Origin of the sequence: Methylocaldum sp. (genome assembly GCF_039794385.1) — a bacterium.
GTDB lineage: Bacteria > Pseudomonadota > Gammaproteobacteria > Methylococcales > Methylococcaceae > Methylocaldum.
The window spans coordinates 1-16,360 of sequence record NZ_JBDIVO010000078.1 but is presented as its reverse complement, the minus strand read 5'-3'; the positions used below and the strand labels follow the sequence as shown (position 1 = coordinate 16,360).

Here is a 16,360-nt window from a genome sequence, read left to right as displayed (position 1 = left end):
AGATCTAGCAAGCTAGGAAAGCTGAGCGCCGCCCACTTCGACAGTTTCCGGCGGATTTCGTGGCGCCGTTGAATCAGAACCGGAACAGTTCCCGCCGCACGGGCCGCTTCCAGGCCGGTTTCCGAGTCCTCCAGCACCAGGCATAGGTCCGGCGGAACATTCAAACGTCTCGCCGCATCGAGAAAGAGGTCGGGCGCCGGTTTCCCCCGTTCGACCTGGTCGCGGGTCACGACAACCTGAAAGGTCTTTTCCATACCCGACAGCCGCAGGCACTCCCATGCATACGGACCGTCGCTGTTGGTAGCCAGCGCATAGGGAATCGCCCGGTGTCGCAGAATAGCGAGCAGCTCTTTCAGGCCCGACATCGGCCCTATGCCGTGTTCGTCGAGATAGCGCCGCCAGTGGCGTTCGGCGGATTCATGAAACGACCTGCGATCGAACGCATCGCCAAGTGCAGTCTTAAGCGCCCGTTCCACGTCATCGGCATGGCGGCCGAACAACCCAAGGCAGAATTCTTCGCTCAGATCGAAGCCCAGATCGGCCGCCGCCGAACGCCAGGCGTGGCAATAAGTCGATTCGGTGTCTAGGGCCAGACCGTCCATGTCAAGAATGACCGCCCGGAAATCGGGAAGCGCCGACCGCGCACGGGCAAAAGTCATCGGGCCTGCTTGAGCATGACCAGGTTGCGAAACAGCGCAGCGCCCAAAGCGCCGAGCAGGGCGCCCGACACCTCCATCATGATGCCGGCGGTCGCGCTGTAATACGTGAATGACCCGCCCAGCAAAGGCTTGAGGATGGCGTACATCCAGATCGCCTTGATTCCGTAGTAGACGATCAAAGCGCCGACGATCCATTGCAGCACGTTGAGGTTGAGACGCAGCGCCGTGCGATAAAACCATATGCAAACCAGCACCGAAATGACGCCACCGATCATAATTTTCTCCTCCGAGTTCGTGAAAAACCCCCGTGCGACGGTTCTTTCGCGATCTCTATATATCGATAATTGGTTTAAGGGATGCAGGGGCGGAAATGTAACAAACGCAATGACGTTTGCCTATTCGGATTCAGGGCGTTCGCCGCTCGGACACCACCTTGATATATTCCCCCGCAGCTTCTCGGCTGGAACCCACTACGATGCGCCGCTGCCCCGAGTGCGATTCTTCCAGCAGACCCGAAATCTCGACGGTTTCTCCGGTCAGGGCCTGGCCCGCATAGGTGTGGGTAAAACTGACCGCTTCCGTGAGCTCGGGATGCGTCAATCGGTACACGGCCGGATAGTCGAACGCGTATGCCGCATCCGCTATTTGGGTCCGAAGCAGGATCGGCCCCAACTTGCGGACGGGGCCCGATGCTTTGGACGGTAGTTCGTCCACCAAGGTGATATCGAACTTTGTCCCGTCGATCAGCGCCTTGTTCAACTTGCGCCGCTCGTGCCAGAGAAATTCCTCGAACGTGAGCGCACAACCGCGCCGGTCGTAGGCGTCGCGCCATGCCGCATCGTCCAGCTCTTGCAGTTCTTCGGCCTCGATCAAGCGTCCGACGATCTCGCGAGCCTCGAAAAACGCTTCACGTCCGTAGATGACGAAATCGAGATCGGACTTCAGCGTTTGCGCGCCGATCAACAAAGAGCCGGTCAAACCGACCCGGCCCAAGTCCAGCCCGCAGGCACCGAATTTTTGCAGCAATCGAATCGCTTTCCGCTCGATTTCGTCTCGTGGCACCGAGTTCAGCAAATCTTGCACGCGATCCCGCGGTCGGAGATGGCGGCATATGATTTCCTGCGGCACGGCATGAAGTCGTGCGTCCAGCCGCTTCGACGAAAACAGATACCGGGGCGCCCGAGCTTGCAGGTAAGCATTGGCTTCGTCAGTGCCCATTTTGGCGAGCTTTCCTCCGATCGGCGCGTATCGAAGAAAACAGAGCACGCGATCATCCTCGAGCATCCCGTCCACGACGGCGAAAATCAGCCCTTCGTGGGTTTCGATGAAATCGCGGGGCTGATAAATGTCGGCAGGTTTTGGATTCATTGCCACGCTACATTCAACCGGAATTTCGGCTTTCCAAAAATTGCCGCCGACACGACGTCACGGCGTCGATCCGCTGCCGGCGCAGCTCTCGGCCCAGACTCTCTCCTTTGAATCCTTTCTCCAACAGCGGTTGAACCGGAATCGCCAGAGCTGTTTCCCGCGCCGTCCGCAGCCATTCGGCTTGCGGATAAAGCCGATTCTCGAAGCCGGGGCGGCCCTTGGCATCGGCTTCACAGGCGAGAAGAAAACCCTCCATGGAGGCATGGGCTCGGAGCGCATCGAGCCGCTGCAACAAATCCACCACGGTCGCGGGGCGCAGTTCGAGCGCCCGGTGACAATGGCCGTGGTAGCGCATCACTTTTTCAGCCAGCTTGCGATAGGCATTGGGCACCTTCAGCCGCAGGCAAAGGCTCTCCAATGCGCCAAGCCCGAGTTTTTCGTGGCCGTGATGCTTCGGCCACAATTCCTTGGGCGTCAAACCCTTGCCCAAGTCGTGAGTCAGGGCGGCGAAACGCACTACCGGGTCGGGACTCAGCCGGACCGCCTGGTCGAGGACCAGCAAGGTATGAATACCGGTGTCGATCTCCGGATGATGCTCGGCGGGCTGCGGGACACCGAACAGCCGGTCGATTTCCGGGCACAGCCTGGCCAATGCGCCGCACTCCCGCAGCACCTCGAAAAAAGCTCTGGGAGTCGGCTCGGACAGGGCACGGGCGAGTTCCGCCCAAACCCTCTCCGGCACCAGAGCGTCCACTTCGCCGGCGGCCACCATGCCCCGCATCAGATCGGACGTTTCCGCCGCCACCCGAAAACCGAGCTGCGCGAAACGGGCAGCGAAGCGGGCCACTCGGAGGATGCGCACCGGGTCTTCGCCGAATGCCGGCGAAACATGGCGCAGAATCCGGTCCTTGAGATCCCGTGCGCCGCCATAGGGATCGACGAGCCGGCCTTCCTCGTCCAGGGCCATGGCGTTGATGGTCAGGTCGCGGCGGAGCAGATCCTGTTCCAGCGTCACGTCCGGCTCGGCATGAACGACGAAGCCTCGGTAGCCCGGCGCGGTTTTCCGCTCCGTGCGGGCGAGCGCGTATTCATCACGGGTCTCTGGATGCAAGAACACGGGAAAGTCCTTGCCGACCGGTTTAAAACCTCGGGCAATCATGCTTTCCGGCGTTTCGCCCACGACCACCCAGTCGCGTTCCTCCACCGGTCGCCCGAGCAGGCTATCCCTTACGGCACCGCCGACAAGATAAGTTTTCATGGATTTTTAGCTTGGACCCCGGTTCCTGTTAGCATACGGCCCCTATTTTAAACGCGGATGAGCAGCGCATGTGGGAAGAACTGGGACTGTACCTGGCTTTCGGCAGCCTGGCCGGCGTGTTGTCCGGCTTGTTCGGGATCGGCGGAGGGGTCGTGATCGTGCCGTTTCTGGTCTGGTTTTTTTCAATACGGGGCTTTCCACCGAATTCCGTCATGATCATGGCGGTGGCGACTTCGCTTGCTACCATCGTGGTCACGTCCATTTCAGCGGTTTATGCGCATCATCGCCTCGGTGCGGTACGCTGGCGTACGGTGTTCCGGCTGGCACCCGGCGTACTGATCGGCTCCATCCTCGGTTCGATCATCGCCGACCGATTGCCGGCACATTGGTTTAAACTGATTTTCGCGCTTTTTCTGCTTTATGTTGCCGCTCGTCTTCTAATCGATGTGAAGACTAAAAGCGATCAAAGTCGAACGCCAAGCGGGTGGCTATATTCAGCCGCCGGCTTAGGGATAGGCGCGGTTTCTTCCATCCTCGGGATAGGTGGCGGGACACTGAGCGTGCCCTTTCTCGTCAGATGCCATTTTCCGATCCGAAACGCCGTCGCCATCTCCAGCGCCTGCGGTTTTCCCATAGCGGTCGCCGGCTCCCTGACCTATATTGCCCTGGGTTGGGAAAAACCAGTGTTGCCGGCTTGGAGTCTAGGCTATGTTTACCTGCCCGCCTTTGCCGGCATCGTGGCGACCAGTATTCCGTTCGCGCCGCTCGGCGCTGAACTCGCGCATCGGCTACCGACGCGGAAACTCAGGCGAATGTTCGCGATCGTCGTACTGATCGTGGGAGTCAAACTGTTTTGGCAGGCCATTCAACCCTGAATCTGAATTTAAGTGCCGTAGGTCGGCCATCCTTTGCCGACAAATCCGCTGCGTCGGGAAGGGATTTCCGACCTACAAAGAGAGAGAAACTATGACCGCAAAACCCCGCATCGAAATCGAATACTGCACTCAATGCCGCTGGCTGCTGCGCGCAGCCTGGCTGGCGCAGGAACTTCTGACCACGTTCGAGGAGGAGATCGGCGAAGTGGCGCTGATTCCCGGCACGGGCGGAGTATTCGAAGTGCGCCACGGGAACACGGTGCTATGGTCCCGAAAGGAAGAGGGACGCTTCCCCGAAGCGAAAGAGCTTAAACAGCGGGTAAGGGATGAAATCGTGCCCGAAAAACATCTCGGACACAGCGATAAAAAGAATAAATTGAACGATTGAAGGTATCCGAACTTTGCAGTCGAATTGTGTGAATGTCGGCTTGCTTCCCAACACGGCTATTTTGCCCAAGTTGTTTCGCCGGTATCAGCGAAATCACCGTCGTTATTTTTATCCCACCGCCTGGCACCCGTCTGGTCGAGCTCCAGCATGCCGTCGTTTGCCTGTGGACCGCCTGCTACCGGCGTGGCTCTGAGCGTATAGCTGTTCGGCGTAGCCGCAGTTAGCGCCAAGTTGTAATAGGCTGTGCCCGATCTGGGTGAAACCGTAAACGGCAAGTCCGGATCGGCGTTGTCGCCCGAACTTGAGCAGCTTCCGTCGGCGCCCTTGTTCTCATAGCAGTTATTCTCGGTAAAAAAGCGTTCCATGAAACTTTGAAGCTCCATCAACGAAGCTTGGGCGTCAGCCCTTCGGCTAGTCCTGAGTTGAGCCTGATAGCTCGGATAGGCGATGCTGGCCAAAATAGCCACAACCGCCACGGTAATCATAAGTTCGATTAGGGTAAAACCGAACCGAGCTCTGAATCTGATCATGTTTGATTCCCCACCAGCATACATCTCTCCCCGACTACTTTATTTGCGCCCAAGACTGCCTACCCATGGGGGTGCCGGCAGACTCGGTGGTGACCTCCAAGCTGCCACTCGAGCCGCTTGTGTATTTGTACTCCTTCTCCCCAGCAGAAATCACACCAGGTGTCTTGATGATACCTATGCTTGACTTCTTCCCGGACGGTGCGTAATCAGAGCCGCCTATGTCTACCAAATCCTGAGAGTTTATCTGCCCATCCGGCGTGCCGCCTTCTCCGTAAACGTCCCAAGGTGCTCCGGTATTCGGTAACCGAGCGCCAGTTATGGCATCCACTTCCATCAGCCAACCGGTACCGCCATAATCGCACGGGTTGGCGGAAGGGATCAGTGTAGTGAAGATAATTCGCCCACCGCGGAGTAGCGGTGCGCTGATTACTCGCTCGCCCTCAGCCGTGCCGGGCTGCGGCGGCTTTTTGAGATCCATGAACCAGCCGCTTTTTTCATCATAATCGACATCATTTTGCGAACTGACACGCAGGTCGAAAAACCCCAAAGTTACTTCGTGATCTATGGTCTGCTCTTGCAAGACCGAGGTAGCGCCGGTCCGAAGGCTTCCATCGATGACATCCGTATTTCTATTGCCGGTGTTTCGGTCCCAGAGGCCGTAGAATGTCTGCACTTGGGGACTAGCGCCAACCACATTGTCGCCCTCCTCAAAATATTTACCCGTACCGAAGTAAACCATGAGCCCGCCATTTTGGTCCCCTCCAGGCCGTCCTACTTGCGGCTTTGCGGTAATCGGCTGCCGGTTTGCGCCCGTGCAAGGCGTAGCGTTCGAGCTGCACGCCACAAACAAGGGCTCTGGCGTTGAGCCATTTTTATAAGCCACCCCCCAACCGTTGGTATTGGCGCTGGTCACATCGAACTTCCAAAGATTTCCGTGTAGATCGCCCGCATAAACGTAATCCACGATCCGATCATTGTTACTGTCGACGATAATGGGTGTCGAAAGACCGTTATTTCCCGCTGCTCCGGTGTCGATTTTTTTGATAAGGCTGCCATCAGCGAGATTTATGATGAAAAGAACGGCCTTGTCACTTGTGCTGTTGTAACCGTTGGCGACAATGGCCGCCCATTGGCCGTTCGCCATTCGTCCTATCGAAACCTGAGGTAAGGTATAACCAAGATCGGTGTCGTTATCGCTAGTAAACTCCCAAAGTACGTTGGTAGCGTCGAAGGAGCCGGGTGTCGTCACATCGAGCGCAAACACGCCCCGTCCGCCAGCGCCGGTCGTCCCCACAAGAACCGAACGCCAGGCGCCGTTGACATAGGCATCGCCCACACGCGGCGAGCCGTCCACAAAATACTTGTGGGCATATGCGTCGCTCGCTAGCGTAGCCAAATTGCTGTTGATCACGGCGTTAGGAACATAAGCGAAGACTTCTTGGCCGTTGCCTAAATCGAACAAGCCCGTGTCGGAATCGTAGGTACCCGCGTTGATCGCATGCAGCATGCCGTCGTTCGCTCCGACATAAAGCATCCGTGTCCGATTCTTTTTGGCGGTGAGAAAAGCTTCGTATACGCCGCTTGCGCCTTCAGGAAGAATGCTATATCCGAAGTTCTCGCCTCCGGCAAACCACGGATCGGAGTTGATTATGTCCCCCAAGAGCTGAGTGCGCTTTCTGAATGGGCCGCTATTTTTCTCTTTGGACTGATCGCCTCTGAGAAAATTGACCAAATCCTCGCTATCCAAGGCGGCTTTTTGATCAGCATTCAGATTCGCCCAGGTAAAGCTGATTCCTTTGGTTCCTGCGGCCGTCGGATCGTAGGAGAAGATTTCGCGTGTAGACTCTGATGGGATACCGGCCGCTGCATCCCATACGGCATCGTCATCATCGATGACGCCATTGCTGTCGGCATCATTGATGCTGCCATCTGCATTAATCGAAAACGCAAGTAAGTGACCGCTCCAATCCGTACTGTTGAATTTCGCCTGGTAAATCAGTGTGCCTGTATCCAGACGCGTCGAGTTCGTGGCAATACTCGCTGCTGACCCTATACGGCCCTTGATTTCGTTGAAAGCGTTGGTCAATTGGTCGTTTAATTGTCCGGCATTCGTCACCAGGAAATAGCTGTCCGGAGAGCCGTTACCGTCGAGATCCCACTCGTCGCTGTCCAGTTGATTGTTGCCTTGGTTGGTGGAAGGTTCTTTCTTGTCAAAGAAGCCGCCCCATTTCGCTGCATACCAAAGAGGATCGTGTTTGATGAACGATGCGGTCGCCGCTCCCGGAGTGAATGTTCGCGTTGCATTCAAGGGCAGCGACTGATTATCTTGCCAGGTTCCTCCGGGTAGCTCGCCGGGTGGAGTGTCGAGGAAATAATCGACATCCGACGCCGTATCGGAATCCCTCACCTCCAAATAAGTACCATCTGCGGTGGTTCCGGAAATGACATATCCCATGTGCTGGATACAGCTGCCCGCCGCATAGTTCGAATTCAGGCTAACAGTAACTGTACCGTCGCTGTTGACGGTGAACGTGTATTCCACGATCGCGTCCATGTCGTGATCGGAGCCATATTCAGAATCTTCGTAATTAATACGGAATTTGCCATAGGCTCTCCCGTCATTGACGGTAGCATCCTGATTCGCCGCCCCGGTGTTCTTGATGGTGTCGACATAGAAATCGACGATAGTGTTTGTCGGTTGATACGAACCCGCAGCGGAACTGAAGCTACCGCAGCCACCGACGGTTTTTCCGAAAGGCACCAGCGTAACTGTGCTTCCGTCAACAGGAATCTCAATCCGCGGCAACGGTGAAGCCAAAGCTACGGAAAAGGTATCGGTTTTCTGGTCGCCACTGACATTATTGAGATCGTTAGTTTTGCCAAATAGAGCGGCAGCTGCGGAATAATAACCGCCCTGCCTCGTCGGTTCCTCGGGTGTTAGCCCACGAATATTGCTAAAACTGGTAACGGTTTTTGGCGTAGGCGCGCCGTCATAGGTGCTTCCGGATTGGCCGATAAAGATATCCGTTGTCTCAGTCTCCCCGGCCCAAATCGTGTCAGCAGAGCTTGACACGTTTAACCCCGTCAAGTCCCCAGAAAAACTGTTGAAATAACTGCCAGGCAGCTTGTCCGTATCGTACGACGGGTTAACGTCGCTGATCACCAACTGGCTCGGCTTTGAGCAAGTAGGATAGCCATTAGAATAGTTGGCTCCCATGTTTCCGGTGTATGGATTCAGCCAATTTGGTTGGGGTAGCCCCAGCGTATTGTCGTCGGTACCGCTGTTATTGACACCGCTTGAAAAGTCGGTGGTGGGAGACGCTTTGCCGGCAAAATATCGTAAACCTTCATACATCATCTCGCCGATAGGATTGCCCCACATTCGGCAGCGTCCCTCCGCTAGCGGGTTATTGACTTCCGGTACTCCGCAGTTTTGGTTGTATTGATAATCTCCGCCGAACCCGACTGTTTTCAGTTTACTAATCGTTTCCACAATACCGCCCGAGCCGGAAACAAACTGCCCGGTGCTTGGATTCACTTCATTAGTGAATGAGAGAACGTTTTTGCGTAGGACACCGCCAGACGTATTCTTGGTGTAGGAACCGGTGATAAGACCGAACATCATCGAGTCGTTTTCACCGTGTTCGTGCAGCAATCCCGTCGGTTTATAGATGGTCGTGCCATCCGAGGTATAACCTTTGCAATTGTCTTCCAGAAGACCACTCGTACAGACTTGGACGCGCACGTTGTAATCGGTCATCGCCGATGTCGGCACGGTCTTCTGCCAATACAAGTGATAGTTATCACCGCCACTTCGTTCTTGGTGACGAAAGACAATACTATGTGTCCCAGCCGTGAGCGTGACGCTTCCCGAATAAGGCGTGCAGCTATTGGGGTTGCAGTTACCGTGTGCGCCATACCAACTCGCGACTACGGCACCATCAATAATCACGTCGATGGCATCATCGCCATCTACAGCGAACGTGTAGACACCACTTTCTCCGCTAGGAATTACCAAATTGCCCTGAAATATCGTGAGATAGTCATCGTCCTGTCCAAAGGGATTGCCGCTGCCGTTGATGTTCGACACAGATCCGCTGCCGAATAGCTTTGCAGGAATTCCGTACGCGGAGACCAACGAGTTGAATTCGGCAGTATTATTCGGATATACACCATAACCAGTGGTGTTGTACGTCGTTTGAGTTAACCCTGAAAAATAACTCGCTGGCACGATTTGCCAGGTGGTTCCACCCGCTACCGCACAGTTTGCACGGACATTGTTTCCCGTAGCGCATTGTGTTCCCGCCACGGGCCTTTCGATCGACACCCATTCCCATATCCGGTACGAGCTGTTCGTCAATACGCGGAGCAGAGGGTCGGTCGTGTTGAGCAGCGTCGTGTTGGCAAATAGATGGCGGGTACCTGAAGCCGGAAGAGCGAGGGGGGTGTATTCGGTGATGTCATAACCGTCGACCGAGACACTAGTGTATTCCTTCCCCCAGCTATGGGCGTCCTGAGGAATATACGCTCGCTCGAGAACGGTTTGCGTTGTACTATCGGTACTGCGGTAACCGCCGAATAGCACTTTTCTCAGAGCATCCATGCGAGATGTGGTCAGGTAATTCAGAAAATCGCCGCTCCATGCGCCGCTACACTTTTTGTTGGCAGTGGTGACGGTCGGAACAAATATATTCGAACTGTAGCTGTAGCACTTGTACGAATCGAAGTATCCGTAGTAATCGATAGCTGGGTCGTAACGGATTTCCAGCACGCCATCGCCATTTAGATCGGACGCATCGTTGTAAGCCTCATAATAGAGCTTATGGTCTCGCCCCATGGTCAGCATGACCAACGGCGGAGCGCTGATTCCTACAAATAATGGAGACTGAGCAATCGTACCAGCAGTAGCAGTTAACGTAAGCAAGGAACCGAGCGCGCTGCCGCAGAGTACCAAAAGCAGTTTTTTCCATATGCTGCGTTTCTGAACCTGAATTTTCATCATCGCCCCATCCCGTATTGCGTGGCATTAACGCTTGTAAGTTGACTGAACCATGACGACGGCATTCTCAGTGCCGCCGATACCGCGTGCTGTGACGCGGTAATAATTAGCTTCACTTGGCACACCGGCTTCCAGACTGGCACCCGCCTCCGGAACGGCAGGGAGTTCCTCGATGATATAGGCGGGATCAGCTGCGATGTCAGTCAGCGTTCCCCCGGTAAAAGTAATCACCTGCGCTGGACTCCAATTAATGGCATCCCAGACGCGGGTCATCTCTTTGGTATTGTTACAATCGATGTCGTCTGCTTTGTATAAGCCGTCTGCACAGGAAAACATCGGTAAGGTCGCCGTCGTAAGACTTGCCTCTCCCGCTCGTAAAGCCGATTCGGCAGCCTGAAACGCTAAATTCCGATCGCGCATATTGCCCGCCATCTTCTCCTCCAGTGATGTAACCTGCATACCGGTGACCCCGATGAGGGTCATAACCAGAAGGATAAGAAGGCTAACGACCAGCGCACCGCCTTCCTGTTCGAGCGGATATGTCAGCCGTCGGGATGGGATGTGTTTCATGGGGCGATTACTGCAGTCGGTTGCGGAGAGTGACAGTCGTGGTGAAAACCCGTCTAAGGCGCCGATCGGGGGCAATGGCGGATTGGCCGTTGAAGGAGTAGCCTTGGGCTTCGGTGGTCAGATTGTTTTCGGCTGTGCGCATCAGAATGCTCAACCGCATGCTGACTACATTGCTCCAGTTGGCGACGGCACTGGCGGCGACGTATTGGTTGGGAGTGCCGTCCGAGTCGGTGTCTTCGCCATAAAGAATCTGCATATTCTCGACACCTTCCACCAATTCCTCGCCAGCACCAGCGGCAGCAGAGTTTTGCCCCCCTGATGCGCTGGAACCCAGCAACGGTTTTCGGAATAGAGCCGGTTCGTTTGCCGCGGCATCATTGCGCTTGCCAACGTAGTAGATATTGCTGACAAGCTTTACGAGTTCGCCGCCACTCTTAGTTAGCACGGGTAAAGCCGTAATATTTCCCGGCGTACAGCCAGACGATAACGTGTGATCAATTGTTATCCCACCACCAATGGCCTGTACATTACAGGCTTGTACCCAATCCGCGTTTTGACAGTCGCTGATCAACACAATATCGCCGTCAGCCGTATCGGCATTGGGTGTAGTATTGATAACCGTGTTCGCTCCCGGAGTTATGTTATTGATGAGTGCCGGATTTTCTCCACCACGCCAGATCCGGAAGATATCTGAATTGGGCACGGCGGTGGTCGCATCCAGGGTATTGCCGCCAGCGGCGCTCCACTGCCCGACTGCGGCTCCAATAGCTACGTTCACAGGTGCGGCGTTGATCTCAATGGGAACAGCAGTACCATAGCCCGTTCCATTGCCTTCCCAGCCTTGAATGCCATCGCCAGGATCGAAACTTGGCGGTGGGCCATTTAAAGTATTATTGATGCTCGGCACACGACTAATACAGCCCATAAAGCCTGCCATTCGTATGTCTTTCGACATTATTTCTAGGGCGAACCGGGCGTTTTCCTGCAACCTGGACTGAGCCTCCTGAACCCGATACGTCTGCTTGTTGGAAAGATAAACTTGGCCTACTCCGCCGATCAGAATTAGCCCCGCAACCAAGGCAACCATGATTTCCACCAGCGACACACCCTGTTGTGCCGCGCGGCGAGGGTGGTGGATCCGAGTGAAACGGATTGAGAAGAGATTCATGGCCGGAAACTCGTAACAAAACGTTGATTGGCTTCACCCGAGCGGTCGTCATCCCACCAGACCTTGATGGCATAAGCCGCTCCGTCGTTATCGCAAGCCGGGTCGTCCGCCTCGCCATCACTAGGGGTGCCGTCGATACACACGACGCCGGTACCGCTAGGTAGTTGCGCAGCCAATTCCGCGCTCCACTGCGCCAGGTCGTAACCAGCCATTTGAGCGGCAGAGCAGGCATTAGCCGCGCAGTCGTCATTGGTAGCTACTTGGTTGTTGTAGTTTCCGTTATTCAGTCCGACCGGGTTCGCGCGTATCCTGTCGGCCATGTCGTACGCCAGTTGAGTAGCCTGCGAACGGTAATACGCGCTTTGATTGTTGCGAAGTCCCGCCACCTGAAGACCCGCCATACCCAAGAGGCCGATTGCGAGCACGAGCACCGCGATCAAGACTTCGAGTAAGGTGAAGCCGCTTGCACGCGTGAGAGGAGATAAATGCTTAGCCATGGTCATGAGCATGGCGCCTTGCTTACCGCGGTCCTCCCCATTGCGTTGATTACAATGGAGCGTCCGCTACCTGATGAGTCGGGACAAAGCGTGAACGTCCCGGCTTGAAAGGCTCCGGAAGTCAGTTGGGTAAAGCCAGAGGAGACATAGGAGACGTAACCGGCGACGTTCGTGTTTCCGCTCAACGTCGAAGCACGCAGGCTCGAATAGACTTTTAGGATCGGTTCGCCTCCGTCAACGGAAGCATTGTTGTTGGTGTCGACGAACACTATCCAGCCTTGGTCCCAATTTCCGGAGTCACTGCAGTTGCTGCCATCGGAGCTTCTGCATAGGGTTATTCGTATTCCGCGTTTTATGGCTTCGCTTCTGGCGAAATTTAGTGCTGCGACAAACTCGTTCGCCTGTGTTGTTATCCGGTTATTTTGTATCAACTCTTGGAATCCTGGCACACCAATCCCTAAGACGATAGCCAGCACCGATACGGCGACCATCAGCTCGATTAATGTAAAACCGTTTTCATGATCTGTTTTCATGCCGATAGTTATAGCAGCGCTTTTTCGCTGCATCGGCAGAAGCCGACAATCGGTAGGATTTATCCGACGAACGGCCGTGATGGAGCGGCGCGTTCAAAACAGCCGCAAGAAGAGGATAGGGCGGATTGTTGCCCTCCGATGATCAAAGGGATGCGCTCGAATTACCGAATTCAAGCGGATCTCTTGTTTTCGATGGGCTCTCGTGTGTGCCGAGGGAACTGAAGAAGAAAAGGTCGGGCAGGTGTTATTTCACGTGGAACGGCCTTCGAGACACCTTGAAAGGAAACAATCGGCAAATGGCGCGCGACAGCCAATTGCGCTTGGCAAGGCGTTGTTCGCGCGAGCGTTCGAATTCCGCGTTGAAGAAGGCTTTGGTGAGCTGTCCCGGCGTGGGAGTGTAACCGTGACGCGCCAGCCATGCGTCTCGGGCTTCCGCCAGAAGACGATAAAAGGCGATATCGTAAGCTGTATTGGCCTCGTAACTGAGTGGCTCGTCGTCGAAATGGATTCTCAGTTCATCCAGCCGCCGGCGGAACCACGCAGTCAGTTCATTCAAGGTGTACTCGTCGGATACCGGCATCTTTGCGAACCCGTTTCGTCTGTCAGTGTAATCACTAAGATTTCGTTACGGCCGATGAAGTTCAGCCGGCGCCCCGTCCCGGTGCGCACCTAACTCACCCAGCAAACTTCGGAGTACCGGGGAAAAACGTGGATTGCCGCGGGCTGGAGCCAGTCCTTAAGCCACTTAGCGGAGAAACGACGTCGACTGCGTCCAATTGTCGCTTCTAGGTTAAAGTTTGCCCGAGAACTTTCTCATTCAACTTTATAAGTTCGCTCAGCCATGAACACAGAAGAAATATTCAAACGATTGCGTATCGGCTTGTCGCTGGTAGTTGGATTTTTTACCGGCAAGTTTCTCGCGACCACCATGCAGCATCATGCGTCGGAGTTTTTTATCGGCGGTTTCGGGGTAGGCGTCGTTTTGACGCAGTTGGTTTACTGGGGCATCGAATCTCTTTGGGGCGGCGAACGTTCCGAGTGATTGCATCGCGCCCAAAATCGCTCTACAGTAGAATTCAATCCACGGATGACGAGCCTTTAAACGAATTCATTCCTGAGAGGAGACATGTGCCATGTTTCTCAAACTGAAAAAGAATGGACATCTGGTCGAGGTTCTCGGTCTCAACGATTTGGTCAATCCGATACATAAAAACATAGTCGGGCGCTTGCATTGGGGCGAAGAGATGCAGGATCCCGAAAAATTCCCGAAGACCGAATTGGTATTTCCGTCAGGCGAAGAGCTTCCGGTTTGCTGGACGGATGTCCACTATCGGGACAAGGAACTCCCCGCAAGTAAACCGTAAGAGCACGCGGAGCTACGAGAATTTCGCATTCGTTATCCCGAAGCGAGGCGGTGTGCATGCCGCGTCGTTTCGGGCAAGCGGTAACGCTTAGTGCAGCGCATTACCCATTCGACGGCCGTCTGCAAAGCGACACGGTGGCCGGGCGAGATGTAAACCGGTTTGACGCCCTGCCTCGTCCTTAACACGGCTCCGATGGTCTCCCCTTTGTCCAAAAGGGGAACCCAGGCGCCGCGCCGGTCTGGAACGCCGCCATGAACACCCAAGAGCCGTGTCTTTCCGACGCCTATCGTCGGGATATCGGTCAGTACCCCCAAATGACAGGCTATGCCCAAGCGGCGAGGATGCGCATAGCCTTGACCATCGACCAGCATCAAATCCGGCAGATCTCGCAAAGCTTGCAAGGCATCCAAGATGGCTGGAATTTCCCGGAAGGATAGAAGGCCCGGAATATAAGGAAACGAAGTCGGCCGCCTCGCGACGGCGCTATCGATCAACTCCAGCTCGGGGAAACTCAACTTCGCCACGGCAGCTCGCGTGACAGTGCCCCCTTCTTCGAAACCGACGTCCACCCCGGCTACGCATCGGACCGTTTCCGGTAATTCGTCCTGCAAACTGACGAGGTTTCGCAGCCGTTTCTGAATGGCGATCGCTTCTTGCGGTGTGACATCCCAGGGGTGTTCGTGTCGTAGCTTCAACTTCAACGTCCATTTTGGTGGATTAAACCTTTCGGCTTCGTCAGCGGGTTTGTCGGCAAAGGATTGCCGACCTACGTCCAAGGTGTAGACCCGAACAAATTCGTAGGATGTGCTGAACGAAGGGAAGCGCCCTTCGACTGAGCTCAGGACAGGCATCGTTCGCGATTGATGCGGTTCGGTTCATGCCGGGCTATCCTGCCCGGCTCCCTCCGGGCGGCTCTCCGTGCAAATCGGCGATCTTGCCGATTTGTCGTACCTCAGCGCATCCTACATGCCTAATCTGACAAACTTCGTTTTGCCTCATCCCACAAGGCGTCCATCTCGGCCAGTGTGGACTCAGTCAAGGATTTTCCCCGTGCCGACAATTGCTTTTCGATATAGCGAAAGCGGTTGATGAACTTTCGGTTGCCGCTCCGAAGCGCCGTCTCGGCATCGACCTCGAGGTGCCGGGCGAGATTGACGACGACGAACAGCAAATCGCCGATTTCTTCCCGGATATGGCTTTGGTCGCCCGTTGCGCAGGCGGCCTCGAGCTCGTCCAATTCTTCCCTGACTTTGGCGAAAACTGGCCCTATGTCGGGCCAATCGAAGCCGTGCCGCGCGGCCCGCTTCTGCAATTTCTGCGCGGCTACGAGCGCCGGCAAATTCGCCGCGATGCCGCTCAAAGCGCTTTCGTCCTGCTCCGTTTTGCCTTTTTCCCGGCGCTCGGCGACTTTCGATGATTCCCAATACTCATGCCTTTCGGCATCGGTCTCGAACATGGTCTCGCCGAAAACATGGGGATGACGGCGTATCAGCTTTTCGCTGATCGCGCCGGCCACGTCTTCGAAAGTGAACAAGCCGCGGTCCTCGGCGATCCGCGAATGGAAAACGACCTGCAAAAGCAAATCGCCCAATTCTTCGCGTAAATCCTCGATATCCCCGCGCTCCGCCGCATCGGCGACCTCGTACGCCTCTTCCAAGGTGTAGGGTACGAGGCTCGCGAAGTCCTGCTGCAAGTCCCAGGGACACCCCGTCTCGGGATGGCGCAAGCGCGCCATGATGTCCAACAGCCGCTGGATATTCGTCATATCCGATCGGGCAGCTCGCAGCCGAAGCTTTCCCGATAGCGCTCCTTGAACGCATGCAGGGTGAAGCTGTGATTCTGGGTGCCGAAGGTCTCGACCTTGATGGCTCCCATCAACGAGGCGATACGGCCTATGGTGGGCCAGTCGAATTCTTCCAGAAGGCCGTAGATCAGCCCGGCGCGGTAGGCGTCACCGCAACCGGTCGGATCGAGCACTGCAGTCGGCTTTGCCGGCGGTATTTCGTGGCGGATGCCATTGGCATAGATCAACGATCCTTGTGCGCCCTTGGTGACGATCAGCGCTTCGACGCGCTGCGCGAGTTCTTCCGGCGCGAGACCGGTGCGATCCTGCATGAGCTGCGCTTCGTAGTCGTTCAAGGTCACCCAGGT

The 16,360-nt window shown here is 55.6% G+C and carries 18 protein-coding genes; 4 read left to right on the top strand and 14 right to left on the bottom strand.

All coding sequences use genetic code 11. The features are described from left to right. From ABJK70_RS09260 to ABJK70_RS09245, 4 genes are all read right to left on the bottom strand, one after another. On the bottom strand, positions 1-659 hold a 659-nt coding region (locus ABJK70_RS09260), incomplete at its 3' end, for an HAD family phosphatase (protein WP_347257837.1). Next, positions 656-934 carry a hypothetical protein gene (locus ABJK70_RS09255; RefSeq protein WP_077730970.1) on the bottom strand — a complete coding sequence of 93 codons (279 nt, stop codon included), beginning with the start codon at positions 932-934 and terminating at the stop codon, positions 656-658. The genes ABJK70_RS09255 and ABJK70_RS09260, both read right to left, overlap by 4 nt. A 130-nt stretch (positions 935-1,064) precedes the next feature. Beyond that, the gene (locus tag ABJK70_RS09250; protein WP_347257836.1) at positions 1,065-2,027 is read right to left on the bottom strand and encodes a hypothetical protein; all 963 of its coding nucleotides are present in this window, start codon (positions 2,025-2,027) and stop codon (positions 1,065-1,067) included. A gap of 13 nt (positions 2,028-2,040) precedes the next feature. After that, positions 2,041-3,285, bottom strand: coding sequence for a multifunctional CCA addition/repair protein (locus ABJK70_RS09245; RefSeq protein ID WP_347257835.1), 1,245 nt, complete (start codon positions 3,283-3,285; stop codon positions 2,041-2,043). A 68-nt stretch (positions 3,286-3,353) separates the two neighbouring features. Here ABJK70_RS09245 and ABJK70_RS09240 point away from each other — a divergent pair, with 68 nt between their 5' ends. After that, a complete protein-coding gene (locus tag ABJK70_RS09240) occupies positions 3,354-4,160 on the top strand; it encodes a sulfite exporter TauE/SafE family protein (RefSeq protein WP_347257834.1) in 807 nt (268 codons plus the stop codon). A 91-nt stretch (positions 4,161-4,251) separates the two neighbouring features. Beyond that, positions 4,252-4,548, top strand: coding sequence for a SelT/SelW/SelH family protein (locus ABJK70_RS09235; protein ID WP_347257833.1), 297 nt, complete (start codon positions 4,252-4,254; stop codon positions 4,546-4,548). 56 nt (positions 4,549-4,604) lie between these two features. On the opposite strand, the gene ABJK70_RS09230 is transcribed toward ABJK70_RS09235, so the two are convergent. The 7 genes from ABJK70_RS09230 to ABJK70_RS09200 form a co-directional block, all read right to left on the bottom strand. Next, positions 4,605-5,078 (bottom strand): type IV pilin protein, encoded by a 474-nt coding sequence (locus tag ABJK70_RS09230; RefSeq protein WP_347257832.1) that lies wholly within the window; start codon positions 5,076-5,078, stop codon positions 4,605-4,607. 34 nt (positions 5,079-5,112) lie between these two features. Next, on the bottom strand, positions 5,113-10,080 hold the full coding sequence (locus ABJK70_RS09225; protein WP_347257831.1) for a PilC/PilY family type IV pilus protein: 4,968 nt from the start codon (positions 10,078-10,080) through the stop codon (positions 5,113-5,115). A gap of 24 nt (positions 10,081-10,104) precedes the next feature. Beyond that, entirely contained in the window at positions 10,105-10,647 is a 543-nt protein-coding gene (locus ABJK70_RS09220; RefSeq protein ID WP_347257830.1) for a PilX N-terminal domain-containing pilus assembly protein, read from the bottom strand. A 7-nt stretch (positions 10,648-10,654) separates the two neighbouring features. After that, entirely contained in the window at positions 10,655-11,815 is a 1,161-nt protein-coding gene (locus ABJK70_RS09215; protein WP_347257829.1) for a PilW family protein, read from the bottom strand. After that, positions 11,812-12,318, bottom strand: coding sequence for a type IV pilus modification protein PilV (pilV, locus tag ABJK70_RS09210; protein ID WP_347257828.1), 507 nt, complete (start codon positions 12,316-12,318; stop codon positions 11,812-11,814). The genes ABJK70_RS09215 and pilV overlap by 4 nt, the downstream gene beginning before the upstream one ends. After that, complete coding sequence (locus ABJK70_RS09205; RefSeq protein WP_347257827.1) at positions 12,315-12,878, bottom strand: Tfp pilus assembly protein FimT/FimU; 564 nt, start codon at positions 12,876-12,878, stop codon at positions 12,315-12,317. Before ABJK70_RS09205 ends, pilV begins: the two co-directional genes overlap by 4 nt. Before the next feature lie 211 nt (positions 12,879-13,089). Next, positions 13,090-13,401, bottom strand: coding sequence for a hypothetical protein (locus tag ABJK70_RS09200; protein ID WP_133716313.1), 312 nt, complete (start codon positions 13,399-13,401; stop codon positions 13,090-13,092). Positions 13,402-13,686: 285 nt separating this feature from the next. Between ABJK70_RS09200 and ABJK70_RS09195 the strand changes: the two genes are divergently transcribed. Together ABJK70_RS09195 and ABJK70_RS09190 are read left to right on the top strand one after the other, a co-directional pair. Continuing rightward, positions 13,687-13,887 (top strand): hypothetical protein, encoded by a 201-nt coding sequence (locus ABJK70_RS09195; RefSeq protein ID WP_077728335.1) that lies wholly within the window; start codon positions 13,687-13,689, stop codon positions 13,885-13,887. A gap of 91 nt (positions 13,888-13,978) precedes the next feature. Beyond that, on the top strand, positions 13,979-14,209 hold the full coding sequence (locus tag ABJK70_RS09190; RefSeq protein ID WP_086133032.1) for an acetyltransferase: 231 nt from the start codon (positions 13,979-13,981) through the stop codon (positions 14,207-14,209). A 32-nt stretch (positions 14,210-14,241) separates the two neighbouring features. Here ABJK70_RS09190 and nfi read toward each other — a convergent pair whose 3' ends face one another. From nfi to ABJK70_RS09175, 3 genes are all read right to left on the bottom strand, one after another. Further along, a complete protein-coding gene (gene nfi, locus ABJK70_RS09185; protein WP_347257826.1) occupies positions 14,242-14,904 on the bottom strand; it encodes a deoxyribonuclease V in 663 nt (220 codons plus the stop codon). A gap of 275 nt (positions 14,905-15,179) precedes the next feature. After that, a complete protein-coding gene (gene mazG, locus ABJK70_RS09180) occupies positions 15,180-15,974 on the bottom strand; it encodes a nucleoside triphosphate pyrophosphohydrolase (protein WP_347257825.1) in 795 nt (264 codons plus the stop codon). Then, positions 15,971-16,360, bottom strand: a 390-nt coding sequence (locus tag ABJK70_RS09175) for a PfkB family carbohydrate kinase (protein ID WP_347257824.1), incomplete at its 5' end; no start/stop codon positions are given. The genes ABJK70_RS09175 and mazG, both read right to left, overlap by 4 nt.